General features: G+C 60.8%; 22 protein-coding genes. 14 read left to right on the top strand and 8 right to left on the bottom strand.

Features of this window, described 5'->3' with window-relative positions:
• Positions 1-83 precede the first annotated feature (83 nt).
• From GOB90_RS01960 to msrA, 6 genes are all read left to right on the top strand, one after another.
• On the top strand, positions 84-362 hold the full coding sequence (locus tag GOB90_RS01960; protein ID WP_146886813.1) for a hypothetical protein: 279 nt from the start codon (positions 84-86) through the stop codon (positions 360-362).
• Positions 359-1,102 (top strand): TonB-dependent receptor plug domain-containing protein, encoded by a 744-nt coding sequence (locus GOB90_RS01955; protein WP_146886815.1) that lies wholly within the window; start codon positions 359-361, stop codon positions 1,100-1,102. The genes GOB90_RS01960 and GOB90_RS01955 overlap by 4 nt, the downstream gene beginning before the upstream one ends.
• On the top strand, positions 1,032-2,534 hold the full coding sequence (locus GOB90_RS01950) for a TonB-dependent siderophore receptor (RefSeq protein WP_146886817.1): 1,503 nt from the start codon (positions 1,032-1,034) through the stop codon (positions 2,532-2,534). The genes GOB90_RS01955 and GOB90_RS01950 overlap by 71 nt, the downstream gene beginning before the upstream one ends.
• A gap of 357 nt (positions 2,535-2,891) precedes the next feature.
• Positions 2,892-4,853, top strand: a complete 1,962-nt coding sequence (locus GOB90_RS01945; protein ID WP_146886819.1) for a CocE/NonD family hydrolase — start codon at positions 2,892-2,894, stop codon at positions 4,851-4,853.
• 435 nt (positions 4,854-5,288) lie between these two features.
• Entirely contained in the window at positions 5,289-6,683 is a 1,395-nt protein-coding gene (locus GOB90_RS01940; RefSeq protein ID WP_146886821.1) for a pilus assembly protein TadG-related protein, read from the top strand.
• Between the two features lie 552 nt (positions 6,684-7,235).
• Positions 7,236-7,787 (top strand): peptide-methionine (S)-S-oxide reductase MsrA, encoded by a 552-nt coding sequence (gene msrA, locus GOB90_RS01935; RefSeq protein WP_146886823.1) that lies wholly within the window; start codon positions 7,236-7,238, stop codon positions 7,785-7,787.
• A gap of 152 nt (positions 7,788-7,939) precedes the next feature.
• Here the strand turns inward: msrA and GOB90_RS01930 are convergent, their stop codons facing one another.
• A complete protein-coding gene (locus tag GOB90_RS01930) occupies positions 7,940-8,752 on the bottom strand; it encodes a mechanosensitive ion channel family protein (protein WP_146886918.1) in 813 nt (270 codons plus the stop codon).
• 394 nt (positions 8,753-9,146) lie between these two features.
• Here GOB90_RS01930 and GOB90_RS01925 point away from each other — a divergent pair, with 394 nt between their 5' ends.
• From GOB90_RS01925 to GOB90_RS01910, 4 genes are all read left to right on the top strand, one after another.
• On the top strand, positions 9,147-9,488 hold the full coding sequence (locus GOB90_RS01925) for a hypothetical protein (RefSeq protein ID WP_146886825.1): 342 nt from the start codon (positions 9,147-9,149) through the stop codon (positions 9,486-9,488).
• A 381-nt stretch (positions 9,489-9,869) separates the two neighbouring features.
• A complete protein-coding gene (locus GOB90_RS01920) occupies positions 9,870-10,772 on the top strand; it encodes a glycine--tRNA ligase subunit alpha (RefSeq protein WP_146886827.1) in 903 nt (300 codons plus the stop codon).
• Positions 10,773-10,775: 3 nt separating this feature from the next.
• Positions 10,776-12,863: a glycine--tRNA ligase subunit beta gene (glyS, locus tag GOB90_RS01915; protein WP_146886829.1), complete on the top strand. Its 2,088-nt coding sequence runs from the start codon at positions 10,776-10,778 to the stop codon at positions 12,861-12,863.
• 213 nt (positions 12,864-13,076) lie between these two features.
• The gene (locus tag GOB90_RS01910) at positions 13,077-13,877 is read left to right on the top strand and encodes a glucose 1-dehydrogenase (protein WP_146886831.1); all 801 of its coding nucleotides are present in this window, start codon (positions 13,077-13,079) and stop codon (positions 13,875-13,877) included.
• Positions 13,878-14,050: 173 nt separating this feature from the next.
• Here the strand turns inward: GOB90_RS01910 and GOB90_RS01905 are convergent, their stop codons facing one another.
• The gene (locus tag GOB90_RS01905) at positions 14,051-14,560 is read right to left on the bottom strand and encodes a hypothetical protein (RefSeq protein ID WP_146886833.1); all 510 of its coding nucleotides are present in this window, start codon (positions 14,558-14,560) and stop codon (positions 14,051-14,053) included.
• Positions 14,561-15,034: 474 nt separating this feature from the next.
• On the opposite strand from GOB90_RS01905, the gene GOB90_RS01900 reads away from it, so the two are divergent.
• Entirely contained in the window at positions 15,035-16,567 is a 1,533-nt protein-coding gene (locus tag GOB90_RS01900; RefSeq protein WP_146886835.1) for a replicative DNA helicase, read from the top strand.
• 143 nt (positions 16,568-16,710) lie between these two features.
• Here GOB90_RS01900 and GOB90_RS19745 read toward each other — a convergent pair whose 3' ends face one another.
• The 3 genes from GOB90_RS19745 to GOB90_RS01890 all read right to left on the bottom strand — a co-directional run bounded on the left by GOB90_RS19745 (position 16,711) and on the right by GOB90_RS01890 (position 18,036).
• Positions 16,711-16,971 carry a transposase gene (locus GOB90_RS19745; protein ID WP_198912607.1) on the bottom strand — a complete coding sequence of 87 codons (261 nt, stop codon included), beginning with the start codon at positions 16,969-16,971 and terminating at the stop codon, positions 16,711-16,713.
• The gene (locus tag GOB90_RS18850) at positions 16,968-17,336 is read right to left on the bottom strand and encodes a transposase (RefSeq protein ID WP_146886837.1); all 369 of its coding nucleotides are present in this window, start codon (positions 17,334-17,336) and stop codon (positions 16,968-16,970) included. The genes GOB90_RS19745 and GOB90_RS18850 overlap by 4 nt, the downstream gene beginning before the upstream one ends.
• 97 nt (positions 17,337-17,433) lie before the next feature.
• The gene (locus tag GOB90_RS01890; protein ID WP_146886839.1) at positions 17,434-18,036 is read right to left on the bottom strand and encodes a YqgE/AlgH family protein; all 603 of its coding nucleotides are present in this window, start codon (positions 18,034-18,036) and stop codon (positions 17,434-17,436) included.
• A gap of 92 nt (positions 18,037-18,128) precedes the next feature.
• On the opposite strand from GOB90_RS01890, the gene GOB90_RS01885 reads away from it, so the two are divergent.
• Positions 18,129-18,884, top strand: coding sequence for an SDR family NAD(P)-dependent oxidoreductase (locus GOB90_RS01885; RefSeq protein ID WP_146886841.1), 756 nt, complete (start codon positions 18,129-18,131; stop codon positions 18,882-18,884).
• A gap of 35 nt (positions 18,885-18,919) precedes the next feature.
• Positions 18,920-19,837 (top strand): polyphosphate kinase 2 family protein, encoded by a 918-nt coding sequence (locus tag GOB90_RS01880; protein WP_146886843.1) that lies wholly within the window; start codon positions 18,920-18,922, stop codon positions 19,835-19,837.
• A gap of 247 nt (positions 19,838-20,084) precedes the next feature.
• Here GOB90_RS01880 and GOB90_RS01870 read toward each other — a convergent pair whose 3' ends face one another.
• A complete protein-coding gene (locus tag GOB90_RS01870) occupies positions 20,085-20,543 on the bottom strand; it encodes a YaiI/YqxD family protein (RefSeq protein WP_146886847.1) in 459 nt (152 codons plus the stop codon).
• 97 nt (positions 20,544-20,640) lie between these two features.
• On the opposite strand from GOB90_RS01870, the gene mutL reads away from it, so the two are divergent.
• Complete coding sequence (gene mutL / locus GOB90_RS01865; protein ID WP_146886850.1) at positions 20,641-22,482, top strand: DNA mismatch repair endonuclease MutL; 1,842 nt, start codon at positions 20,641-20,643, stop codon at positions 22,480-22,482.
• 28 nt (positions 22,483-22,510) lie between these two features.
• Here the strand turns inward: mutL and GOB90_RS01860 are convergent, their stop codons facing one another.
• Together GOB90_RS01860 and GOB90_RS01855 are read right to left on the bottom strand one after the other, a co-directional pair.
• A complete protein-coding gene (locus tag GOB90_RS01860; protein ID WP_146886922.1) occupies positions 22,511-22,789 on the bottom strand; it encodes a hypothetical protein in 279 nt (92 codons plus the stop codon).
• Between the two features lie 240 nt (positions 22,790-23,029).
• Positions 23,030-26,050, bottom strand: coding sequence for an ATP-dependent DNA helicase (locus tag GOB90_RS01855; protein WP_146886852.1), 3,021 nt, complete (start codon positions 26,048-26,050; stop codon positions 23,030-23,032).
• Positions 26,051-26,064: the final 14 nt, after the last annotated feature.

The following is a 26,064-nucleotide window of genomic DNA, read 5'->3' as shown; positions in this document are numbered from 1 at the left end:
CCCGCCCGCTCGTCCTTGCTTCAAATGCGATGCATTCTTAACTCTGAGAAAACCAGACGTTGAAGCCGGCAGCCATTCCTTCCGTGTCCCCGATCACGAAAAACCCCATTCCGCAGCCGCTCCCACGGCGCGCCGACGGCTCCGTTTCCCTCGCAACACGCTCAGCCCTGATCGCCGCTCTCATCGGAACCGGCCTCACGCCCGGCACTGCCTCAGCCCGGACCGACGAAACCGCAACAGCGCAATCTGCAACTGTAAACTATAATATTCCCGCCCAGCCTCTTGGCCACGCCCTGGCCATCTTCGGAAAACTGTCCGGCCTCCAGATCACCTACGATCCCGCCCTGTCTCGGGCGCGATGACACGACAGGCCGCGCTGCAACAACTCCTGTCCGCCACGGATCTGAATTTCCGTTACGCAGCCAGCAACACCATCATTCTGAAGAAAAAACAGACTACCTCAGGCATCACACTCGGCCCGGTGCGTGTCGGCGGCAATGCCGTCACCCGGGACCCCACGGGACCAGGCATCGGCTACATCGCCGGCGTCCGCACCGAAAACGCAGGCACGTTTGGCAGCGGCTCCGCCAGCACATCAGGCTCGATCCTGCAACGCGGTTTTGAATCTAAACAGTTCGTCGATGGACTGATGACCAACTCCGCCAGCGCCGGAGAAACTGCGTTCATCGAACGGATCGACGTCGTCAACGGCCCTGCCTCCGTCATGTATGGACAGGTCAATCCAGGCGGCATGCTCGGCGTCAGCCTCAAAAAACTAACCGACACCCCTTTCCACCAGGTCTCGCCGGGCTTCGGCAACTGGGGGCGCTACGAACTGACCGCCGATACAAGCGACAAAATCACGAAATCAGGCAATCTCCGCTACCGCATCGCCGCCATCGGCGTCACCCAGGGCCACACAGACCGATCACATCTCCTATCACCGTACCGGCGTCCGCCCTTCTGTCACCTGGGATATCCCTTCTGTCACCTGGGATATCGATCCCAAAACATCCCTTTCCCTGCTCGGCATGTATATGTACACCCCCGGCAACGGCGTTGGTCTCGAATACCCGCTCATTGGCACCATGGTCCCGTATAACGGCCGACGCATTGCCAGAAGCACTTTTCTGGGCCTCAAAAACGCAAATACCGAAAGCGTCACGGATGCCATGTTCGAATATCAGTTTTCTCACAAATTCAGCAAATACCTCAATTTTAGCCAGGTGTTCCGATGGGAACAAAGCCGGAATAATGAAAACAATTTTTATTATGATGGCGTTGCCAGTCCGGGCCATGTCTATATCGAGCCGTGGTGGACACAGAGCCTTTACTCAACAACCGGCCTCGATACACGCGTTTCCGGAGATTTCCACACAGGCCCCCTGAAACACACCTGGGTCGTCGACTCCGACTTCCGTGAATTCGACTGGAATTTTCACTCCACCTCAGACAATTCCGGAAACGAGCCGATCCTGGACGTCTTCAATCCCCACTCGAACTATACGCCCTGCTACAGCATCAGCGCCGCCTCCGGCTGCACGGCCTCTACTTCAATGTCGCGCTTCAATTACTTTCAGGAAGGCATCTACTTCCAGGATCAGATCAAGTGGAAAGGCCTGCCCATCCTGCTCGGCGGACGACAGGACCGGGTCAACTATCACGGAAAATACACCAACTATTCTGTCACGAACGCCGAAGGCACAACCACCGGCAAAGGCGGCGCCAGCCGCGACGCTCCCCGTCCCCGGAACGCCTTCACCTGGCGCGCCGGCCTCATCTACAACTTCGACTTCGACCTCGCGCCCTATTTCAGCTACGCCACATCCTTCATTCCGCAAAGCGCCACCAACTGGCAGGGAAAACCGTTCGCACCCCTGACAGGACAACAGATTGAAGCCGGACTGAAATACAAAGTGCCTCACCGGAATATCATTATTACGGCATCCTCTTTCCATATCGAGGAAAGTCATTACCTGATCACGGATTCAGTTCACAGTGGCTACGAAGACGATGCCGGCCGCGTCCGGTCGCAGGGTTTCGAAGTGTCCGCCAACGCCAATGTCACCAGAAACCTCAGAGTAACCGCCTCCTGCAGCTTCACCGATCTCAGATATGCCAAAACCGATAAAACCTCGAAAAGATATGACATCTACACAGATTCCACCTACGGCAACGCCATCTCCCAGAGCGGAATGTCCGTCCCCTACGTCCCGAAAAACATGTTCTCGGTCTTCGCCGATTACACAATCCCCCTCCGCCCGCTGCGCGGCTTCGGCATCAATGGCGGTATGAGATACACCGGCACCACATACGGAGACAGCGTCGAATCCTTCAAAAACCCCGCCTATCTCCTGTTCGATATCGGCGCCCATTACGATTTCAGTGAGACCCTCCCCTCGCTGAAAGGCCTGAAAGCCCGGCTCAGCGTGTCCAGCCTGACCAACAAATACTATACCGTGGCCTGCGGCACATGGGCCTGCAACCTGGGACAGGTCCGGAAAGTCTACGGCAACCTTGCATATAACTGGTAACAGACGAAAAACCGGAAAATATACTGTTCCGGAAAATATTTTTCAAAACAGACCGGATATCGTCCCCATGCCCCTTTCCGAGGCGCGGAGGCAAAACCCCGTACGCACCTCGCCAGCGTTCGGGACCATCAGGCCCGCAACACTCCGTTCCGACATCACGCAAAAAATAATTACGGCCCAAAACGCGCATTCATGCGCCGGTCCACCAGTGCCCTGACCAACCTGCTTTCCGGCAACGGGCCAGCCATCCAGATACACGATCACCATTTTCTGCTCCCCGCTATCCCCTTTTCCCCAAACCCATTATACCTCCCCCGAAACAAACCAGCCCACCGGATTCAGGGGAAACACACAGCGATGAGCCACACACGGTCCGCACGGACACGCCGCAAAACCATCCTTCTCGCCACCGTTACAACCTGCATCACCCTGACAGCAGCCTTCACCACCGCGCGCGCCGCCCAGTCCGACCCGCTCCTTGTCCAGACCGGCAACGATATCCCCGCTCATGTCAGCTACCCCACCGACCGCCGCGACTACATCAAACGCGTCGAAATGATCCCCATGCGCGACGGCGTGAAACTCTACACCGTTATCGTCATCCCGAAGAACGCCAGAGCCGCCCCGGTGCTCCTCACCCGAACCCCCTACAACGCCAAAGAGCGCGCAAACCGCACGCCCGACGCGCTGACCATGCGCAACCTCCTGCCCCAGGGCGACGACGTTTTCGTCGAAGGCGGCTACATCCGCATCTTCCAGGACATCCGTGGCAAATACGGCTCCGAGGGCGACTACGTCATGACCCGCCCCCCGCGCGGCCCCCTCAACCCCACCAATACCGATGAAACCACCGACGCCTGGGACACCATCGAGTGGCTCACAAAACATGTGCCGGAATCGAACGGCCGCGTCGGCATGACCGGATCGTCGTATGAGGGCTTTACCGTCGTCATGGCCCTGCTCGACCCGCATCCGGCCCTGAAAGCCGCCGCTCCCGAAAGCCCCATGGTCGACGGATGGATGGGCGATGACTGGTTCCACTACGGCGCCTTCCGCCTCAGCAGCCTCGATTACTTCCCCGCCCAGATGTCCGGCCGCGGCGAAGGCGACGGCATTCCCCGCGTCGACCGCGACGACTACACCAACTTCCTGAAAGCCGGCTCCACCGAAGACTTCGCCCGCCAGGCCGGCCTCGATCAGCTTCCCTTCTGGCAGCGCATACTCGCCCATCCCGCCTGGGACGCCTTCTGGCAGGGCCAGGCCCTCGACCATTTCATCGCAAACCACAAACCCACCGTCCCCATGCTCTGGGAACAGGGGCTATGGGACCAGGAAGACATGTGGGGCGCCATCCACTCCTGGCAGGCCCTCCAGGACAAATTCCCCGGCACGGTCCCCAACACCCTCGTCATGGGGCCGTGGCGACACAGCGGCGTCAATTACAACGGCTCAACCCTCGGCCCTCTCGCCTTCGAAGGCGACACCGCCGAACAATACCGTCGTACCGTCTTCCGCCCCTTCTTCGACCAGTACCTGAAGCCCGGCGCGCCCGCCGTCTCCATGCCCGCCGCCATCATCTACAACACCGGCCTCCAGCGCTGGGACCGCTACGCGAAATGGCCCCTCGCCTGCGAAAAAGACTGCGCCGCGCCGCTGAAACCGTTGTATCTCGACAGCCATAACAGCCTCAGCTTCTCCCGTCCGGCAGCCGACACGGCAGACTCCTACCTGTCCGACCCGGCCCACCCCGTCCCCTTCCTGCACCGCCCCTTCGCCTTCAGCGAAAGCAATCGCTGGAAGCCCTGGCTCGTTCAGGATCAGCGCGAGGCCGACTCCCGCCCCGACGTCCTGACTTACGAGACCGCGCCCCTCACCGAACCCGTCACCGTCAGCGGCGTCCCCGTCGCTGACCTCTACGCCGCCACAACCGGCACCGATGCAGACTGGGTTGTCAAACTCATCGACGTGAACCTGCCCACGACAGCGGACACCCCCGATATGGGCGGCTACGAACTCCCCGTCTCCATGGACATCTTCCGGGGCCGCTACCGCAAAAGCTTCGAACAGCCCTCACCAGTCCCGGCGAACAGCACCGAGCACTACCGCTTCACCCTGCCCGCCGTGAACCACGTCTTCGCAAAAGGCCATCGGATCATGATCCAGATCCAGTCCTCCTGGTTCCCGCTCTACGACCGCAATCCCCAGCGTTACGTCGAGAACATCTTCAAAGCGCAACCCGCCGACTACATCAAAGCCACACAGAGCATCCATCACGGCGGCGCGGCCGCAACGTCCATCCTTCTCCCCGTCGTGCCATGACATAAAACTCTGTCAAATATCAAAGATCTTTACAAAATTTCCGCTGATATAAACGGCGGGTGAAGGGGTTGCGGGCCCCTTCACCCGCATCCCCGCCCGGTCACAACCCGCGCCACTTCAGGATTTACACGCCCCTGTCCCGCGAACAGTTTCCGAATCCGGCAATACAGACAACTAAAAAATCACCTGAAATAAAAAAACAAATTAAAAACAAGCCCAATTAATACAATTTTCATAAAACAGATCTAGTCTTCCCAGCGCCAGGAACAGCACAGATCTGCATACACCCATGCCACACAACGATGATTACGAAAAAATTCAGATGCCATAATCCTCATCCCACGGCAGCTCATCAGATTCGTGCCGGCAGAACGTCTGCTCTGCCCGGCTCAGAACGGGAGATCATACCCAGGCAAAAGTCATGAGGAAAAATTCATGTTCCAGCGGCTGCGCGCATCGACAAAAGGCAGCGTCACAGTATTAGCCCCGGTTATCTTCCTTACAGCGATGATCGGGATTTCAACAGCCACCAATATGTCCGTCGTCCTCAATACACGCACGCAGCTCCAGAACATCGCCGATGCCGCATCCCTGAAAGCCGCGCAGGCCGCCAATAACAGCCTCGTCTCAGCCGGCACAAGCGCCTCGGACACCACAGCTCAGCAGGTCGCGGAAACCACGGCACAGCAATCCGTCACGGCAAACGCTACCCTCAGCAACATCTCTCCCATCCCCACCACAACCGTGACTTACACGCCCGTTACGCAATACTCAGGCAGCGTCACCGTCACGCTCGCCAGCACGCCCGCGTTCTTCCTGCCAAATCTTGTCCCCGCCCTCTCCGGTCCCGTTACCGTTACTTCAACCTCCAGCATGAGCGCGGCAAATTCATATCTGCAGGTTATCTTTGTCGTCGATGTCTCAAACTCCATGACCGTTGGCGGAACCAGCACCGCCATCACAACCCTGAAAAATACAGCAAGCCAGTGCGCCTTCGCCTGCCATGACACCAACGGTTATTATTACGCCGCATCAAATAAAACCTGCACGACATCGCTCAGCCTCCAGACATCGTCCTCCAAAACGCCCGTCTGCGATATGCGCGCCTACGCAACAGCAAACGGCATCGATCTGAAAATCGACTACGTCAAACAGGCCATGCAGTCCTTTACATCAGAAATCAGCACATTCGCAGCCAGTAACAGCAACCATCTGACCATCGGCATGACCACATTCGGAACGAGCGTCATCCGGACTCTCGCGCCAACCACGGATACCACGGCCGTCACCGCCGCAGCCGACGCTCTGGATGTCGAAAACGCCACCCCTTACTTCAATGCACAGGATAACCCGAGCGGAGCAAACGACCGCGCCGACTATAACGGTGGTCGCACAATGACCTCGGATGCGCTGACCCAGGTGGCCGGTCAGCTGACAAACGTCGGCGACGGCAGCTCTCCGACAAAAATGAAGACCTACGTCATCTTCCTGTCCGACGGGGCGCAGGACGTCTATATCAACAGCGCCGCGCTCGTTTATCGTAACGTCAACGTCGATTACACAGCCGCCTGCACCACCCTGAAAAACATGGGTGTCCAGCTCTTCTCCATCTGGGTCCCCTATTACACCGACACGAGTAACAGCATATTCAACCTGTACATCGCCCCCATCGACGGAACCGGCACTGGCTCCATGGAAGGCTCCATGCAAAGCTGCGCCACCAAATCAGACGATTACTTCCAGGCCGATGATGGCACCGCCATCCAGGCCGCCTTCACCGCCACCCTCGATGCCATCATCAACGACAGTTCGCTCCGCATCTCGCAATGAGACCGGCAGTCCCGAACCGCAGGTCGCCGGGCTGAAGCCCGGTGAGGATCGAGGACCTTTGCACATCATTCGGGAGTCTCTTTCAAAACACGGAAAATTACAGCTCTACTTGCGTTAAGTGTTGCTGCTTTCCTCCGGACCGTGCCCCGAAACTCACCGGAAACCGGGCGGTCCTGAAAACCTGTTAACCGATCAACAGATCCGGGCACGGAGCCGTGTGATCCCGGGCAGAGCCCGGCCTGTCACTGATTTGTGAAAAATCACACATCAGCAATTCAGGCGAACAGAACCAAATTCATATAACCGGCGCTGAACGCAGGAACTTTGTCCCGCACCCACAGAAAAATGCGGTCTCTCTGAACCCGATCGACTTATAACAGCAACGAGTAAAAGGTCGCGCCCCCTGGGCGGCTTCAGGGCAAAGCCGTGAAGTATAAGCGCCCCGCCCTTGACCCCTCCTCCTTAAACACCCAGATTCCGCACGCCCCCTCCTTTGTGACGGAGCACCGAACGCACAACCCCGGCGTCCCCCAGCAGACGAGCATCCACACCATGACCACCACCCAGGCCCCCCACACCGAAACCGCCATCCTCGGCGCCGGCTGCTTCTGGTGCGTCGAAGCCGTCTATCTCTCCATCAAAGGCGTCCACTCCGTCCGCTCAGGCTACGCAGGCGGCCACACCGAACACCCCACCTATAAGCAGGTCTGCACCGGAACCACCGGCCACGCCGAAGTCGTCGAAGTCACCTTCGACCCCGCCATCATCTCCTACGCGCAGCTCCTGAGGATCTTCTTCACCCTACACGACCCCACCACCCTCAACCGCCAGGGCAACGATGTCGGCACCCAGTACCGCTCCGTCATCTTCTTCACCGACGAGGCTCAGCAAAAAACAGCCCTGGAAATCCGCGACGAAATCGGAAAATCCGGCCTCTGGAACGCCCCCCTCGTCACCCTGATCAAACCCCTCACCATCTTATGGCCCGCGGAAATCAGTCACGAAAATTACTTCGCCCAAAACCCCGGCAACCCCTACTGCCAGGCCGTCGTCGCCCCCAAAGTCCTGAAAATGCGAAAAGCCTTCGCCGAACTGCAAAAATAAGCCCGGCCTCACACACCCCGATTTATATCAGCAAACCGGTTTCCAAAGGCCCCCGGCCTTTGCCGGGTCTCAGGGCAGAGCCCTGAATAATAAACCCGGGGCTCTGCCCGGACCCGGCAGGGACCACAGATCCCTGCACCCTGCTTATCAGATTACCCGGCCGTCCGGGCCGTGACCCCAAGACGATACCCCGCCTGCTGAAGCACCTTGATCGCCGCCTCGGAATACTTTCCAACCAGCGGCGTCACATCACCAGGAGCGCACCAGAACCCGAGCGTCACCGCAATATTCGCCGGCTTCGGCACAAAGGAAACCGAAGCCCCCGGGTCCTTCAGCACCAGATTGTCGTGCTCCGTCAGCCCCAGCAGCAGAGCCCGCGCCTTATCGAGATCATCATTGTAATCGATCAGCAGACTGACCGAACCCAGCAGCTTGTCCGACTCCGAACTGTTGACCACAATATTGTTCGATAACGTCCCGTTAGGAACATAAATAATCTCATTATTCGCATCGCACAGTACAGTGCGGAACATCTCGATCGAAGTCACGGTCCCCGAACTGCCACCCGCCGTAATCGAATCCCCGACCTTGAACGGACGAAACAGCAGAATCAAAACACCACCGGCAAAATTCGCCAGGCTGCCCTGCAACGCCATGCCAACCGCCAGACCCGCAGCACCCAGAACCGCCACAAAAGACGTCGTCGCAATCCCAACCATCGACGCCACGCTGATCAGCAGCAGAGCCTTCAGAAACAGCCCTACAACACTCAGCAGGAACCCGCGCAACGTCGGCTCGATATGACTCGCCGACATCATCCGGCCCATCGCCCGCGTCACCGCGTTGACGATCTTCCAGCCCACAAAAAGAACAATCAGAGCCAGAACAAACTGACCCGCATAAGCCAGAACAACCGGTAACAGCCCGCTCAGCTGCTCCCAGATCGAGTTAACCTGCTTTTCCATAATCCCCTCTGAATTATCTCCCGCGCCCGGCACAAACCAGCCGCTACTTCCCGCCATGGTAGGATAATTCAGCGTTCTCCGTCACCCATACGGCTTTGCGAGGCCACTTTCAGGGTGCTGCCCCGAACCCCGCCAAAGGTCACGGACCTTTGAAAACCATTTTATTCGGAAACAAATCGATTTACTGAATATCCTATTTTATTAATTTGAATTAAATAATATAAATAAATACAAATATTTTTAATGACATTTTACATTGTTTAATTTTCTGTCTATTAATTTTCAGGGATATTGCTGACGTCCGGTTCAGAAGAAAATTTCGCAACATACCTGACTGCCTGCGGAAATATTTTTATCCCGCCGCAATACAATGTCGCTTTTGACAAAGAACTTCATGAAGGATGAACATGTCCAGATTTTCGTCGCACTGAATCTGAAGAACAAACAAATCATTATCGTTGAAGTGACAGAATATTCAAATATAAACAATCTTCTGGACTGTATCCGAAATCGACAAAACCACCGGTACAATTCCGTCATGAGAAAACCAGAAGAAACAAGCGCCATCAACGAACAATGGAAGCCCCGGTCACGCTTCATCAGGTTCATCCGTAAAGCCAACATGGTCAAAGCGGAAAATACTTTCCACGATGAGAATGATGTGACTTTTATTCCCATTGAGGATGCCGCCTTCCCTTGGACTCACCGGAACGAACGTGAAGGCAAAGGTCTTTGATTTTTACGAGGATAAAGGATTAAAATACTGCTTCGATTTTGGAGAAGAATATGGCGGTGAGTTTATCTCTGATGAACTCGGAAACATAGATGCTCCACTCCTGAGTGTCTTCAGGACACGCGTCGCATCCATGAATATAAAAAATAAAAAGGCGAAAACAGACGCCTAGTATAAAATACATCTTACTAAACTTCAAATACAAGAATTTTTCTACAATCCAAAACATCTCTTTAGCAACGCGCTGCACACTTACAGATGCTTCCGGCACTCACTCCCTGTTCCGCTCAATCCCAAAAACCGCCATTCCCCTTCCTTCCCCCCTGCCCCCCACAGATGTATGGTGCACGCCCTTTGTAACCGTTACCGGAGCCCGTGCCCGCAATGTCCCCGGCGCCTGCCAGTCCAGCACAGAAGCCCCTCTCGTTTCAGGACCTCATCCTGACCCTCCACCGCTTCTGGTCGGAACGAGGTTGCGCCATTCTCCAGCCCTACGATACGGAAGTCGGGGCCGGCACACTTTCCCCCCACACCACCCTGCGCGCCCTCGGCGACACGCCCTGGAAAGCCGCCTACGTGCAGCCCTGCCGTCGCCCGTCAGATGGCCGCTACGGCGAAAACCCCAATCGCCTCCAGCATTATTACCAGTATCAGGTGCTGCTGAAGCCCACGCCCGAAGACAGCCAGCAGCTCCTGCTCGACAGCTACCGCGCCATCGGCATCGACCCGGATCTGCACGATATCCGCTTCGTCGAGGATGACTGGGAAAACCCCACCATCGGTGCCTGGGGCCTGGGCTGGGAAGTCTGGTGCGACGGCATGGAAGTCACCCAGTTCACCTACTTCCAGCAGGTCGGCGGCATCCCCGTCTCTGTCCCGTCAACAGAGCTGACCTACGGCCTGGAACGCCTCGCCATGTACGTGCAGGGCAAGGAAAATGTCTACGATCTCGACTTCAATAATGATGGCCTGAAATACGGAGACGTCTTCCTCCGCGCCGAGCAGGATTACTCCCGTCACAACTTCGAGCTCGCCAATACAGACATGCTCCACCGGCACTTCATCGACGCCGAGAAAGAATCCGTCGCCCTCGCCGAAGCCGGCGTCGCCCAGCCCGCCTACGATCAGTGCCTGAAGGCCAGCCACCTGTTCAACCTGCTCGACGCCCGCGGTGTCATCAGCGTCAGCGAACGCGCCTCCTATATCGGTCGTGTCCGCAACCTGGCAAAACTCTGCTGCGAAACCTGGCTCGCAAAAGACCCGAAAACCACAAAGAGCGAGGGCTGAACCATGGCCGAACTTCTCCTCGAACTCTTCTCCGAAGAAATCCCCGCCCGCATGCAGCAGCCGGCCGGTGACGAACTCGTCCGCCAGATCGGCAAAGCCTTCACCGCGCTCAGCCCGCGTAACCCGAAAAGCTACACCGGCCCGCGCCGCATCGCCCTGAGTTGCGAACTCGATGCCGAAGTCCCCGCCGAGACCATCTCCGAACGTGGCCCCCGCGAGACCGCCCCCGAAAAAGCGCTCGAAGGCTTCCTCCGCAAGCACGGCGCCGGCAAGGAAGACGCCAGGCTCGAAAACGGCTTCTGGGTTCTCACCCGCAACACCCCCGCCATCAGCGCGGAAGCGTATATCGCCGAACGTCTTCCCGCCCTGCTCCGACAGTTCTCCTGGCCGAAATCCATGCGCTGGGGCACCGGCAGCCACTTCACCTGGGTCCGCCCCCTGCGCCGCATCCTCTGCACACTCGGCGGCACCGTGGTCCCCTTCTCCCTCGCCACGGACGAAGGCGGCACACCCGATAACGGCCACCACCTGACCAGCGGCGACCTCACCGAAGGCCACCGCTTCTACCCGACGGGCAGCGCGAAGGCCGAACCCTTCGCCGCCCGCACCGTCGCGGACTGGCAGACCGGCCTCCGCGCCCGCCGCGTTCTCACCGACGCCGCCGAGCGTCGCGAAACCATCCTCAGAGGCATCAGCCAGCTCGCCACCGAGGAAGGCCTCGCCCTCGTCACCGATCCCGGCCTGGTCGAGGAAGTCGCCGGTCTCGTCGAATGGCCCGTCCCCTTCCTCGGGCGCATCGACGACACGTTCATGGAACTGCCCGCCGAAGTCATGCAGGTCTCCATGCGTGTCAATCAGCGCTACTTCGCCCTGCGCCACACAGACGGCAGCCCTGCCCCGCGCTTCGCCTTCATCGCCAATATCGAACCGACGGATAACGGCGTGCAGGTCGTCGCCGGCAACGAGCGCGTGCTCCGTGCCCGCTTCGCCGACGCCCGCCATTTCTGGGATCTCGACCGCAAGCAGACGCTCGAATCCCGGGTCGCAGGTCTCGACAAAGTCACCTTCCATGCCGATCTTGGCAGCCAGGGCGACCGTGTAAAGCGCCTCGTCCGCCTCGCTGAACTCATCGCCCCCATGGTTGGCGCCAGCCCGCAGCACGCCGCCCGCGCCGCCCTGCTCGCCAAAGCCGATCTCTCCACCGGCATGGTCGGGGAATTCCCCGAACTCCAGGGCATCATGGGCGGCTACTACGCCCGCCACGACCACGAGCCCGATGACGTCTGCGCCGCCATCGCCGGGCACTACCAGCCACGCGGCCCGTCCGACGAAACCCCGACCGCCCCGGTCTCCGTCGCCGTTGCCCTGGCCGACCGCTTCGACATGCTCGCCGGCTTCTTCGCGGCAGGCGCCAAACCCACCGGCTCCGGCGACCCCTACGGCCTCCGCCGCGCGGCCCTCGGCATCATCAGCCTGATCCGCACCAGTGCGCTCAGACTCGATCTCGTCGCCCTGTTCGTCAAAGCCTCCGAAGCCCTGCCCCCGGCCCTGCAAAACGCCCCGGACCTCGACCTGCTGCCCGGTTTCATCGCCGAGCGCCTCCGCGTCCAGCTCCGCAGCGAAGGCAAGCGGCACGACATCCTCGCTGCCATCTCCGCCGGTAATTACGACACCGACATCACCCGCCTCCTCGCCCGCACGGATGCCCTGGCCGACATGCTCGCGACGGAAGACGGCAAAAACCTTCTCGCCGCCACGAAACGGGCGACCAACATCCTTCGCATCGAGGACAAAAAGGACGGCCCGCACGAAGGCACGCCCGACCCGGCGCTCTACACCCAGCCCGAGGAAATCGCGCTGGCCGCCGCTCTGAAAACCGTTATCCCGCTGGTCGAGGACGCCATCGCCGAAGAACGATTCACAGACGCCATGCGGGACGCCGCCAGCCTCCGCCCCGCCCTCGACACGTTCTTCGAAAGCGTCATCGTCAATGCCGACGATCCGCATATCCGCGGCAACCGCCTGAAACTGCTGTCCGAACTGGTGCGGATGACGCGCCTGATCGCTGATTTCAGTCAGATCGACGGATAGAAGCCTCGGGGGCTCTGCCCCTGAACCCCGGCAAAGGTCAGAGACCTTTGCAAACCATGCTGTTTAAACAAACCGGTTTCCAAAGGTCCCTGGCCTTTGGTGGGTCCGGGCAGCGCCCGGAAAACCCTTACCCCGGAACCCCACCCCCCTCTCACGCATTCTCTCCCTGACAGTCCCGGCAACACGCGCCGGCCACATCATCAGGGACACCCCATGACCAGCACCCCCAGCCAGCGCTTCGCCGGCAAACGCGTCTTCGTCAGCGGCGGCAGCCAGGGCATCGGAGAAGCCATCTCCCTTGCCTTCGCCCGCGAAGGCGCCCGTGTCGCCATCAACGGCCGCAAAAAAGAAAAACTCGACGCCCTTCTGCCCAGACTCGCCAAAGTCGCCGCAGGTCCGCATATCGCCTGCGCCGGCGACGTCTCCGACGAAACAGCCGTCACCGAAGCCATCGACAAAGCCTTCCAAGACCTCGGCGGCCTCGACATCCTCGTCTGCAACGCCGGCATCCAGATCAAATCCCCCTCGGAGGCCATCTCCCTCGCCGATTTTGAAAAAGTCCTGAGCGTCAACGTTACCGGCGTCATGCTCTGCGTCCGCGAAGTTCTGAAACACTGGGTCAGAAACGGCACAAAAGGCAATATCGTCGTCGACAGCTCCGTCCACCAGATCATCCCGAAACCCGCCTTCCTCGGCTACTCCGCCAGCAAGGGCGCCATCGGCAACATGGTCCGCACCTGGGCCCTCGAATATGCCTCGCGCGGCATCCGCGTAAATGCCGTCGCCCCCGGCGCCATTGTCACCCCCATCAACGATTCATGGATTCATGATCCCGAAAAATACAAGGCGGTGTCGGAACATATCCCCATGCGCCGCCCCGGACAGCCCGACGAAATCGCCGAACCCACCCTCTTCCTCGCCTCGGATCAGGCCTCCTACATCACCGGACAGACCCTCTTTATCGATGGCGGCATGACCCTCTACGCCGATTTCGAAAAGAACTGGGCTTCCTGAGCCCCGGCCAGCAGCGGGTCCATCGCGGGCGCTGCCCGGACCCCGGCAGAGGCCCCAGGCCCCTGCACCCCGATTTGCTGATAAAAAGGTTTCCAAAGGTCTGCGACCTCTGGCGGGTTTCAGGGCAGAGCCCTGAGAAACACAACAACACTTAAGGCGAACAGCGCAGGGCTCTATTTCAAATACAGATAAAACGGAATGAAACCGAATATCGCCCAGGCCACCAGGAAAACAAATGGCGCCTGATGCGCAAACAGAGCGCCCTTCTGCCCGCGCCGCATCATATCGCGTGTCTCATCCTCGCCAGCCCCCAGAGTCAATTCAGCCAGACAGGGACTGCGCTGATGAAGCACCCGCTGCTTACCTTCCCATTTCGCAATGGCCGCGTAGGCCGCGCGAATGCCAGGCAACGCCATAAGAGCGAGCACGAACCCCAGAAGGGAACACAAAGGCGGGATCAGAAGCACCATGCTGTCCCCCCAGCGCCGGGTCGATCCGGTCATGGCCGTCGCATACGCAATCACCAGAAAGGCCTGAGACCCCAGAAGCGCCTGCAAACGACCATTCACAACCTCGCTCTCGAAACGAATTTCCGAACGATAAAAAGCCAGAAGTTCATGATCGGTCGGCGTGCCGCAGGCGCTCAATTCACGGGGATGCGACGACGAGGCAGTTTCTTCCATCCGGACCTTCATGACAACGCAGCCCGCCCGCCGCATGACAGCAACACGAACATTCCTGTCGCTTATGCCTGGAAGAACGCCGCCGCCACAAACACGTTCCGGAATTTTCCGCACATTGCCCCGGAACAGATCAAAGTCGAAGGCTTTGCCCGCCTGAACTGCTAATAAACAAACCGGCTTCCAAAGGCCTCCGGCCTTTGGCGGGTTTCAGGGCAGAGCCCTGAGAAAAACAACAACACAGCCAGAATCGCGTTGTCTGAAGAACGCCCCTCCGATCACTCAGCTTCAGCCGGCAGAAAATGACCGGTCAGCCTGAAAATGCGCGTATCACTGAGCGATCGAAGGAAGCCATATTTCATCCCCGCACGGAACCTGAAGCCCCCGTGCACAACTACGGAGTCCGGATCTGATCCCACCATCCGGACAACCGGCCTCCCCCCGCACCACGCCAGGTGATACACTCGCCATGTGAACATGATCGATTCCCCCACAACGCCCCCCGGCACCCCGACCTCCTCCCCGAACGGTGAAACCATTCTGGGCGTCTCCCTCCGCGCGCCCCCGGCCAACGTGGACGCGGAACAGGCCCTGCTCGGCGCCCTGCTCACCAATAACCGCGCCTATGACCGGGTCTCGGACTTTCTGACCGGCGCCCATTTTGCCAACCGTATCAACGGCGCCATCTACGACACCATCGCCAAACGGATCGAAGGCGGCCAGCTCGCCGATCCCGTCACCCTCCGCGCCACGCTCGAACACTCCGGCATCCTCGACGAAGTTGGCGGCATCCCCTACCTCGCCCGCCTGCTGACCTCCACCGTCGGCATCATCAACGCCGGCGATTACGGCCGCGCCATCCACGACGCCTGGCTCCGCCGCCAGCTCATCGATATCGGCGAAACCATGGTCAACAACGCCTTCGGCGGCGTGGACCTGGACGGCCAGGACCAGATCGCCGCCGGCGAGGAACAGCTCTTCCGCCTCGCCACGGATAAGGGCCAGGACGGCGGCTTCACCGGCTTCGACCGCGCGCTCGCCAACGCCCTCGACGTCGCCGAAAAAGCCTTCCGCAACGAAGGCGACGTCTCCGGCCTCACCTCCGGCCTGCGCGATTTCGACAAGAAAACCGGCGGCCTCCATCCCTCCGATCTGCTCATCCTCGCCGGTCGTCCCGCCATGGGAAAAACCGCGCTCGCCACCAAAATCGCCTTCTCCGCGGCCCGCGCCCTGATGCGCAAGGCCGAGGAAGAGGGCGAAGGCGTCCAGCCCGATGGCACCGTCGCCATCTTCTCGCTGGAAATGTCTGCCGAGCAGCTTGCCACCCGTATTCTCTCCGAACAGGCTGAAGTCTCCGGCGAGCGCATCCGGCGCGGCGATATCGGCCAGAAAGAGTTCGACCGCTTCGTTCGCGTCAGCCGCGAACTCGCCCGCCTGCCCATGGTGATCGACGACACCCCCGCCATCTCCCTCTCCGCGATGCGCACCCGCTGCCGACGCCTCAAACGCACCAAAGGCCTCAGCCTCGTCGTGGTCGATTATCTCCAGCTCATGCGCCCCGCCGTCGGTACCCGCCCCGACAGCCGCGTGCTCGAAATCTCAATGATCACCCAGGGCCTCAAAGCCATCGCCAAGGAACTGGAGGTCCCCGTCATCGCCCTCTCGCAGCTCTCCCGACAGGTCGAAAGCCGGGAAGACAAACGCCCGATGCTCTCCGATCTGCGCGAATCCGGCTCCATTGAGCAGGACGCCGACGCCGTCATGTTCGTCTATCGCGACGAATACTATCTCCAGCAGCGCGAACCCAAAGAAACCGCCTTCGAATCCTCGGATAAATACCGGATTGCACTGGAGGACTGGCACCGCAAAATGGAACTCGTCCACAACAAGGCCGAACTGATCCTCGAAAAACAGCGTCACGGCCCGACCGGCGCGATCCAGCTCTTTTTCGAAGGCGAATTCACCCGCTTCGCCGACCTCGACACCACCCACGAGGATTACCACCGCTGACGGTCAGGCAACCTGAAAGGAAACCCGGGAGCCTGTCTTCACGACCAGCCTGTGTTTAAGCTCAGGACTCATTCCTTGAGGAATAGGAGATAAAGCCTGCGGCGGTGTGGATTGCGGACATGTTTTCGATGAGATGTCGCTTTTTATAAAGGTGCCGGCTGTAAACGGGCTTTTCTTTTCTGTTTTTCTTCGGCGGAATACAGGCGGTTATATCCTGCTCTGGCGAGGGAGTGTCTGAGCCTGTTGCTGTCGTAGCCCCGGTCGTCGGTCACTTCTTCCGCTCCTTCCGGCAGATCCGCCAGCAGAACATCGGCTCCTTTGAAATCACTGACCTGACCTGCGGTCAGATAAAGGCCGACAGGCCAGCTCTGACCGTCGCAGACAGCGTGTAGTTTTGAGTTCAGACCGCCTTTTGTGCGTCCGATATGGCGGGGAAAAGCCCCTTTTTAAGCAGGAAAGTTGCTGTCCTGTGTGCTTTAGGGTGGGCCGCGTCGATCATCAGGCGCTTCGACTTGCCAGCTTTCTCACTCAGAACACTGAAAATCAGTTCATAGACTCCCAGGCGGCTCCAGCGAATAAAACGATTGTATAAAGTCTTGTGCGGACCATACCCTTTCGGTGCACCTTTCCACTGAAGGCCGTTACGGATCACGTAAATAATTCCGCTCAGAACACGACGGTCCTCTACACGTGGAACGCCGGGCGGGAGTGGAAAATACGGCTTAATCCGTTCCATCCGATGCTCGGACCGCAAAAATACGTCACTCACACGCTGCCTTTCATCGGCAAGCCTGTGAATCACAACATCCCGCTCAGTTCAATAAATTAACAGCGCCTGGGCCTGGCGGAGCCATTGCGCGGCCTTTTCAGGCGTTGCCGACGAAGGAGGCGAGGCGCAGGGGGTCGATATTGATGCCGGCGAGGGCTTTACGCCATTTGCCGGAGTGGTCGGCGCCGAAGATGATGTCGCGGGTGGCGGGTGCGACGAGCCAGGCGGAGTCCCGGACGATTTCTTCTTCGAGCTGGCCGGCGGCCCAGCTTGCGTGGCCGAGGGCGAGGAGGGCGTCGCGGGGGCCGGAGCCTGAGGCGATATCCTTGAGGATTTCGAGACTGGCGGTCAGGCAGGTGCTGTTATCGACGGTGAGGCTGCCTTCGCCGTTCCAGTCGGCTGAATGAAGCACGAAGCCGCGTGCTGATTCGACGGGGCCGCCGGCGCAGAGGCCGATGCGGCGACGCGGGGGGGCGGGGGCGATATCGAGCTGCAGGAGCAGATCATCGAAAGCGGGCTGCGGCAGGCGCCGGTTGACAACGATTCCCATGGCGCCGCTGTCGGCGGAATGGGCGCACATATAGATGACGGACTGCGCGAAGCCGGTACCGGTCAGGGTGGGCATGGCGATCAGAAGCTGGCCGGTGAACGAATCCTCAGTTCCGTCGGCAGCGAGGGTATCAGGGGAAGAAAGGCTCATGCTTTGAGATATGGTGTGCTCCGCGAGGTTTGACAACACGGCAGATGGCGCGGGGTAATGGGGGCAGCAACCAGCAGCAGGGAGAAAAGACGATGACCGAGACAGTTCTGGTCACCGGCGCCACGGCCGGTTTCGGCAGGGCGATTGCCGAACGGCTCGTCAGAGAGGGTTTTCGGGTGATTGGCACGGGTCGGCGGCAGGAGCGGCTGGACGGGCTGAAAGACACGCTTGGCAAGGCTTTTCTGCCGTTCAGGCTCGATATGGATGACACGGCGGCCCTGCGCGCGCTGCCTGGCAGTCTGCCGGAGGGCTGGCAGAGCGTGGATGTTCTGGTGAACAATGCCGGTCTCGCGCTGGGTCTCGATCCGGCGCAGAAGGCGGCGATTGACGACTGGGAGCAGATGATCCGCACCAATGTGTCGGGATTTGTGGAGATCACGCGGGCGCTTCTGCCGGGAATGACGGAGCGCAATCGCGGCCATATCGTTTCGCTGGGCAGCACGGCGGGGACGTATCCTTATCCGGGCGCGAATGTGTATGGCGCGACGAAGGCGTTTGTATCGCAGTTCATGCGGAATCTGCGTTCCGATCTTCTGGGGACGCGCATCCGTGCGACCAATATTGAGCCGGGTCTGTGCGGTGGCAGCGAGTTCAGCAATGTTCGTCTGCGTGACGATACGAAGGCGGCTGATGTTTACAAGGATACGAAGCCGCTGCTTCCCGAGGACATTGCGGAGACGGTCGCCTGGGTTCTGAAGCTGCCGGTGCATGTTAATATCAATCGCATTGAGATGATGCCGGTTTGTCAGGCTTCCGCCGGTCTTGCCGTGAAGCGCGGTGTTGGCTGAAGCGGACCCGGAATTGCAGGAGACAGGATTACACGATGGCAGATTCAAAGAATGCTGCGAAACCCTCAGGCATCCGGTCGGCTCTTCTTGAGCGGTATCGCGTTGATGACAGCAAGCCGTTCCATCTGGCTGATTATGATCCCGGTGATACGGCGGGGCTTCCGCTCGACAAGGCTCAGGGCAAGGCACTGCTGAAGATTGCCAAAAAGCGTCTGGCCGAGTTGCAGGATCTTCTTTACGCCAACGGCACGACGTCGATGCTCATTGTTTTGCAGGGCATGGATGCCGCCGGTAAGGACGGGACGATCAAGCATGTCATGTCCGGGGTGAATCCTCAGGGGGTGAGTGTCACCTCGTTCAAGCAGCCGGGTCCGCAGGAGCTTCTGCACGGCTTTCTGTGGCGCATTCATATTTCGGCGCCCTCGGCCGGGCGCATCGTTATTTTCAACCGCAGCCAGTATGAGGATGTGCTGGTCACGCGCGTGCATCCGGAGCTGCTTGAGCGGGAGCATCTGCCGGGAGAGATCGGGACGCCTGCTTTCTGGAAGGGGCGGTTTGAGGATATCCGGCATTTCGAGCACTACCTGTCACGGCAGGGGACGCTGATCCTCAAGTTTTTCCTTCATATCTCGCAGGATGAGCAGCGCACGCGGCTGCTTGCACGGCTGGACGATCGGGACAAGAGGTGGAAATTCTCGGGATCTGACGTGAAGGAACGCGAATTCTGGGATCATTATCAGCATGCGTATGAGGACGCGATCGGTCATACATCGCGTCCCTGGGCGCCCTGGTTCGTGGTGCCGGCCAATCACAAATGGTTTGCCCGTCTGACCGTGCTGGAGAGCATTATCGGGACGCTTGAAAAGCTGGCTCAGAAGCCGCCTGTCATGGACCCGACATTCTCGCATTCTCTGGATGCTTACCGGGCTGAACTGGGTGGCGAGAAGTCATAAAGGCGTCTGGCAGCAGGGAGCAGCCGCTGACAACCAGCCGCACAGGCCCGGCTGCGCCCGGGATGCTGACCCTTCAGGAGGCCTGCTGAGTCACCGTCCGCCTGAAGGGTCAGAGGCCGTGCGGCGTCGTGATGTCCGTGCGGGAGGCACGAAGCGTTCTGATGCCGGGCGGCTTGCCTGGGAGGTCTGTACGGAGATTTTTGAAAACATGCTGATCCCGTTTGGCTGAACGGAATTTCGTATCGGATCAGCGGCTGTTCTGCTTCCGCGCGCGGACGATCAGCGTGTCCAGTGCGGACAGAAAGGTGGAGCGGTCGGCTTTCGTGAAGGCGGCTCCGCCTGATGTCATTACGCCTGCCGACCGGAGATCCGTCATCAGGTCGCGCATTGCGACGGCCATGCCGATGGCGTCTCCGTCGAGATGGCGGCCTTTCGGGTCCAGTACCTCGGCTTTGCGCGCGACGCAGCGCGAGGCGAGTGGGATATCGGAGGTAATCACCACGTCTCCGGGCTCGGCGTGTTCGGCGATCCAGTCATCCGCGCAGTCAGGACCGGATTCGACGATGATTCGCTCGATGTGCGGGCTCTGAGGAACGACGATCATGCGGTTGGAGACCACGAAGACCGTCAGGCTGTAGCGGCCGGCCACGCGGTAGATTTCGTCCTTGACCGGGCAGGCGTCGGCATCGATGAAAATTCGGGTCATGGGTCTGTCCTGCCGCAGAGCCTCCGGGAGGTAAAGGGCTGACGGGAAGAACGCGGGCTCTCCTTTCAGCGCCGACAAGATGCTAGGGTGAGGTTCCATGACCAGTCTGCCCGCCTCCCCTTCCCTGCTGCGTCGCCTTTCGGACGATGTGATCAATCGTATTGCCGCCGGTGAAGTCATCGAGCGTCCGGCGGCGGCGCTCAAGGAGCTGGCGGAAAACGCTGTCGACGCGGGTGCGCGGCGTATCCGCATTGCGATTGTCAACGGCGGTGCGGACCGGATTGTCGTGACGGATGACGGGACGGGCATGACGCCGGATGAGCTGGAACTGGCGGTTCAGCGGCATTGTACGTCGAAGCTGACTGACGAAACGCTGGTGCGGATTTCCAGTCTTGGCTTTCGCGGGGAGGCGTTGCCGTCGATCGGGGCGGCGGCGCGGCTGACGATTATCTCCCGCAGGGCGGACAGCGACTGCGCCTGGCGCATTCATGTTGCCGGAGGCCTCGTTTCGCCGCCTGAGCCCTGTGCGGGAGAGCCGGGCACGACGCTTCTGGTGGAGGATCTGTTTTTTGCGACTCCGGCCCGGCGTAAATTTCTGAAGAGCGCCCGGGTTGAGGGCACGCATGCCGAGACGGCTGTACGGCGGCTGGCTCTGGCGGCGCCGGATATTGCGTTTTTCATGGAGATCGACGGGCGGACGGTGCTGGATCGCCCGGCTGAGGCACCGGAGGCGCGGGCGGCGGCTCTGCTTGGCGTCGCGGATGCCGATGGCCTGCTTTCGCTGGAGGGCGAGCGGGGGGACATGCGTCTGACGGGGTTTGCGTGCAGCCCGTCCGTGCATCGTCCGACGGCGGCGGGTCAGTTCATGCTGGTCAACGGGCGGGCTGTTGTCGATCCGCTGCTCCGCACGGCGATCCGGGTTGCTTATCGCCGGGTGATCGAGGTTGGGCGACATCCTGTTGCGGTGCTCAGTCTGTCGCTGCCTTATGACCAGGTGGACGTGAATGTTCATCCGGCGAAGACCGAGCTTCGGTTTGCCGATGAAGCCGGGGTGCGCTCCCTCGTGATCGGCACGATAACGCGCGCGCTTGGTCTGGGCGCGGGCGCTGCCGGAGTTCGACCGGGGTTTTCGCCACCCCGGCCCGCGCGGATTTTTTATCCGCCGGAGGGCAGATCATCCGGCCCGGGCTTCGCGGAACCGGGGCTGGCGCTCGACACCGTACCGGCGGCCCGGAGTTTTCACGCGCCGGAGCCGATGATAGCGCCCGCCCGCGCATCCGAAACGGTCCGTGAACCGGAAACAACGGACCTGCGGATTTCGCCCGCTGCCGGGGTCTCGGATTATCCGCTCGGCGCTCCGGTGGCGCAGATCCTGGACACTTACATTGTCGCCGTGACGGGCGATGAAAACATGATTCTGGTTGACCAGCATGCGGCTCATGAACGTCTGACGCATGAGGATCTCAGGGAACAGTTTCTGTCCGGGACCATTCAGGCCCAGCGACTGCTGGTGCCGGATGTCGTCGAACTGTCCCGCAGTCAGACTGATCTGCTGGCTTCACGGTCTGCCGCGTTGTCGAAACTGGGAATCGATATTGAGGCTTTTGGTCCGGGGGCTGTGCTTGTGCGCTCGCTGCCGGCCCTGCTGGGCAATGTTTCAGCGGTCGGGCTGCTGCGCGATCTGGCGGAGGAACTGGACGCGGATGAACTCGCGGCCATTGACGAGACGCCGACACTGGATGCCCGGCTCGATGCGGTGATTGCGCGGATGGCGTGTCATGGCAGTATTCGCGCGGGTCGCAAATTATCCGTGGCGGAAATGAGCGCGCTTCTGCGGCGGATGGAGGCCACGCCCCGGGCGGGAACGTGTTCACACGGCCGCCCGACATGGGTTCGGCTGACACGGAACGATCTGGAGCTTCTGTTTCGCAGACGCTGAAAGTGCCTGGTCAGATCAGAATTTTTTCTCAGAGTGTGGAACACCACTCCTGTGGCAGGTTTCTTCTGACCGCCGCGCGGGCCTGAAGTTCGAGATCAATGACGAATTTCAGCACTGTTGCCGAAAGACGGATCATATCCTCGGTTGTCTGATCTTCTTCAGCCAGATTCAGGGCGCATTGCCGGGCCCAGGCGACGATGACCGGATCAGTCGAGGCGAGACGGGCGACGGAGGCCCGCAATGCGGCGAGTTCGACGGTATCCGGCTGCCGCGTGTCGCTGGCCGGGTGATGATCCTCAAACTCCATTGATCCGTCAAAGCCCTTACGAAAGTCCTTTCGATGCCACAAAGTGTTACAGGCGAAGATTTAGCATCAGGTTAAGCGGAGACAGACGTCGCGTCGGAAAGCCTGCCTTGTGCTGAACGGGCTCTGCCCGAAGCCGCCTGGGGCCACAGGCCCCTGCCCCCGATCCGTTGCTGATCAGCCAACAGGTTTCCAAAGGCCCAGGTCTTTGGTGGGTTTCGGGGCAAAGTCCTGAGAAAAGCATCACGGGAGTGAGTTACGGGCCGCCTGCTGCTCAGCAAAGAAGGCCCTGATTTCGGCGGCGGTCGCGGCGATTCCCATTCGTCTGGGCGCGACTCCTTCAGGGAAGGCGCTGAGCAGGCGTGACGGAGTTCGCCGGTCGAGCAGGACGAAGACGCCACGGTCATTGCGTGCCCGGATCAGGCGCCCGAAGGCCTGGCGGAGTTTGAGCCGGGCGATTCTGTCATCGTAGATGCCGGGCGCGCCCTGGGAGAGGTGAAGCCGCCGTTCCCGGTGCAGAATATCCGGGCGCGGCCAGGGAACACGTTCGAAGACCACGAGGCGCAGGGCCTGGCCCGGCACGTCCACGCCGTCCCGCATAGCGTCCGTTCCCAGCAGGCAGGAATCGGTTTCGGTGCGGAACACGTCCACAAGCGTTGTGTTGTCCATTGCATCGACATGCTGGGCGTAGAGCGGGATTCCGTCTTCTTCCAGCGGGGCCGCGATCCGGCGGTGGACGCCGCGCAGCCGCTCGATGGCCGTAAACAGTCCGAGACCGCCGCCTCCGGAAGCAAGAAAGAGTGTCCGGAAGGCGGCGGCGAGGGCGTCGAGGTTATCGTGGGCGACATCGTTCACGATGAAAACGCGGGTCTGCGCGGCATAGTCGAACGGGCTGGCCAGGGCCGCGCGAAGCGCGGGCATCGGCAGGTGATTCGCGCCGACACGGGCTTCCGCCGCTTCCCAGACTCGTTCGGCTTCCCCTTCCTGGATCGATCCGGTCTCGTCCCGCAATGTTGCTGAGGTGATCAGGAGGCCATGCGCGGGGGCTGCCAGGACGGCGGCAAACGGGATTGTCGGGTCCAGCCAGTGCTGGTGCAATCCGACATCCTGTTCGCCGCGACGCTGGCCTTCGCGCGATTCCGTGCGGATGAAGCGGATAAACTGCGGGGTGACTTCGCTTTCCGGGGGGGTAGCCACGGTGGACAGCATGGCCGTCCAGCCGTCGAGGCGCGACAGGGCACGACGGCGAAGCGCCCGGATCATCGCTTCGATACGCCCGCGGGAGGTTGAATCGAGCGTGTCCGTCTCGTCTCGGAGGCGTTCTTCGAGACGCACGACAAGGGTGCGGAGGGGCTCGGAAATCCGTCCCATCGCGCGGGCGAGGGTTACGGCGGCTTCGGCGAGACCAGGGATCAGCGGATAGAGGTCACACTCCCGGTTTCCCCGCCGTTCGCGGCCCGTCTCGCGTCCTGCGGGATCGCGTCCCGTGCCGGCTGTGCGTGCCCGCACCTGTTCACGCAGCAGTCTGAGAAAATCCTCGGTGGGGTTGACGGTAACGGGCTCGGAGACCGGCTCGCGCATTGGCAGCAGAAGCGCGGGCATCATCATGCCGGGCGGTAGCTCTTCCGCCGGGCCGGCGTCCTCGTCTTCCTCCCGGAGACGGGCTGACCAGCCCGGGGCGGGAAGCGCTTTTGCCGCCAGCATCGCTGCGTCGAGGGGCGTTTCCAGACGGGGAATTCCGACGACCAGATCGTCGAGGCGCCGCTTCAGGCCGCGTGCCCGCGAGCGGCTTCCCTCGGCCCCGAGAAGCCAGCGGCGCAGTTCGGCTGCTTCGAGTCCGGACAGTTCCAGGGCGAAGGCGCCGTCCGCCGCGTCGGCCAGGTGATGGCCTTCATCGAACACGTAGCGGGTGGGCTGACCATCCTCATCCGGCACCGCGCCCTCTTCCGGCGGCGAGCCGTCCTTAGGGTCGCCGCGCTCCGTGGCATGGACGCCCTGTATCTGCGCCCAGGCAGCCTGTGACATGACCAGCGCGTGATTGGCGATTACCAGGTCGGCTTCCTGCGCGCGCCGGATCGAATGTTCGACGAAGCAGCGCTGGTAATGCGGGCAGGCGCCGTGGATGCACTCGCCTCTGCGGTCCGCCACCGCCGAAACGATGCCGTGTCCGAAAATTTCGCCGAACCAGCCGGGCAGATCGCCACCGAACAGATCGCCTTCGGCGGAGGTCACGCCCCAGCGGGCCAGAAGCGCGAGCGCGATGACGGCGGCGTTGCCACGGGTCGGGGCGACGTTGACGGCCTCTTCCATGTTCAGCAGGCAGAGATAGTTTTCGCGGCCCTTGCGGACGACGACATGACGCCGGCGGATCGCCGCGTCAGGGTGCAGGCGTGCGGTTTCGGCTTCGATCTGTCGCTGAAGATGTCGCGTATAGGTGCTGATCCAGACCGCGCCGCCGTTGCGTTCCGCCCAGACGCTTGCCGGCGCGATGTAACCCAGCGTCTTGCCGGTGCCGGTGCCGGCCTCGGCCAGGACGACCTGCGGCAGGCCGGGGCTTTCACGAGGGGCGAAGGCGGCTGTGGCCACATCGGCGAAGTCGGCCTGCCCGACGCGGCTTTCAGAGTCCGGCCCCAGCAGGGCGGTCAGGCGCGCGCGGGCTTCCGCCGGTGTGACGGGTTTCGATCCGGGCGGGGGACGACGCGCGGTCTCTTCCCATTTCGGCAGATTGCGCCAGATTCGCAGGGCATCGCCGGGCTGCATGACTTCGGGGGGGAGCGGCGCGCTCACGCCGAGCACATCCGTTACGGCCTGCCCCCAGATCCATCCGGCTTTCGCGAGCCTTACGGCCAGGGCGCCGACGAGTTCCTGCGCCTCCGTTCCTTTCACCTGTTTCAGATCGGCGAGCAGGCGGGCGGCCAGGCGGGGAAGCAGATCGGCTTCCGGGCGTTTGTCCGGCACATCACCGATATCCAGCGCCAGTGCCAGCCCGCGTGGTGTGGGCACAACGGGGCGCGCCGGATGCACGAAGGCAAACAGTTCCAGCAGATCGAACCAGGGGGCCGGCTGGCCGGGTGGTGGTAATCCCAGCATTCGCGCTGTCGCGGGCGCGTGAATGACGAGCGGGATGTTGCCGCGCTCTATGAACCGGCGCGCCATTTCCCGGTCGAGCGACAGCAGTTCTCCGTCCTGTGTCAGGCAGGAAAAGAAGCCATGCCCGGCGACGAGAGCGGGCGCATCATAGGGAGAAGGCGGGACCGGAGACATTCGGCCGGAGTTTA

Source organism: Acetobacter oeni (assembly GCF_011516825.1).
Lineage (GTDB): Bacteria > Pseudomonadota > Alphaproteobacteria > Acetobacterales > Acetobacteraceae > Acetobacter > Acetobacter oeni.
This window is presented reverse-complemented; position numbering and strand designations above follow the sequence as displayed.

What these genes read in the sequence shown, in the direction of transcription:
- GOB90_RS01955 (WP_146886815.1), top strand. Translation starts at nt 359, where the DNA reads ATGACACGACAGGCCGCGCTGCAACAACTCCTGTCCGCCACGGATCTG.
- GOB90_RS01950 (WP_146886817.1), top strand. Translation starts at nt 1,032, where the DNA reads ATGTATATGTACACCCCCGGCAACGGCGTTGGTCTCGAATACCCGCTC.
- GOB90_RS01945 (WP_146886819.1), top strand. Translation starts at nt 2,892, where the DNA reads ATGAGCCACACACGGTCCGCACGGACACGCCGCAAAACCATCCTTCTC.
- GOB90_RS01940 (WP_146886821.1), top strand. Translation starts at nt 5,289, where the DNA reads ATGTTCCAGCGGCTGCGCGCATCGACAAAAGGCAGCGTCACAGTATTA.
- msrA (WP_146886823.1), top strand. Translation starts at nt 7,236, where the DNA reads ATGACCACCACCCAGGCCCCCCACACCGAAACCGCCATCCTCGGCGCC.
- GOB90_RS01930 (WP_146886918.1), bottom strand. Translation starts at nt 8,752, where the DNA reads ATGGAAAAGCAGGTTAACTCGATCTGGGAGCAGCTGAGCGGGCTGTTA.
- GOB90_RS01925 (WP_146886825.1), top strand. Translation starts at nt 9,147, where the DNA reads ATGAAGGATGAACATGTCCAGATTTTCGTCGCACTGAATCTGAAGAAC.
- GOB90_RS01920 (WP_146886827.1), top strand. Translation starts at nt 9,870, where the DNA reads ATGTCCCCGGCGCCTGCCAGTCCAGCACAGAAGCCCCTCTCGTTTCAG.
- glyS (WP_146886829.1), top strand. Translation starts at nt 10,776, where the DNA reads ATGGCCGAACTTCTCCTCGAACTCTTCTCCGAAGAAATCCCCGCCCGC.
- GOB90_RS01910 (WP_146886831.1), top strand. Translation starts at nt 13,077, where the DNA reads ATGACCAGCACCCCCAGCCAGCGCTTCGCCGGCAAACGCGTCTTCGTC.
- GOB90_RS01905 (WP_146886833.1), bottom strand. Translation starts at nt 14,560, where the DNA reads ATGGAAGAAACTGCCTCGTCGTCGCATCCCCGTGAATTGAGCGCCTGC.
- GOB90_RS01900 (WP_146886835.1), top strand. Translation starts at nt 15,035, where the DNA reads ATGATCGATTCCCCCACAACGCCCCCCGGCACCCCGACCTCCTCCCCG.
- GOB90_RS01890 (WP_146886839.1), bottom strand. Translation starts at nt 18,036, where the DNA reads ATGAGCCTTTCTTCCCCTGATACCCTCGCTGCCGACGGAACTGAGGAT.
- GOB90_RS01885 (WP_146886841.1), top strand. Translation starts at nt 18,129, where the DNA reads ATGACCGAGACAGTTCTGGTCACCGGCGCCACGGCCGGTTTCGGCAGG.
- GOB90_RS01880 (WP_146886843.1), top strand. Translation starts at nt 18,920, where the DNA reads ATGGCAGATTCAAAGAATGCTGCGAAACCCTCAGGCATCCGGTCGGCT.
- GOB90_RS01870 (WP_146886847.1), bottom strand. Translation starts at nt 20,543, where the DNA reads ATGACCCGAATTTTCATCGATGCCGACGCCTGCCCGGTCAAGGACGAA.
- mutL (WP_146886850.1), top strand. Translation starts at nt 20,641, where the DNA reads ATGACCAGTCTGCCCGCCTCCCCTTCCCTGCTGCGTCGCCTTTCGGAC.
- GOB90_RS01860 (WP_146886922.1), bottom strand. Translation starts at nt 22,789, where the DNA reads ATGGAGTTTGAGGATCATCACCCGGCCAGCGACACGCGGCAGCCGGAT.
- GOB90_RS01855 (WP_146886852.1), bottom strand. Translation starts at nt 26,050, where the DNA reads ATGTCTCCGGTCCCGCCTTCTCCCTATGATGCGCCCGCTCTCGTCGCC.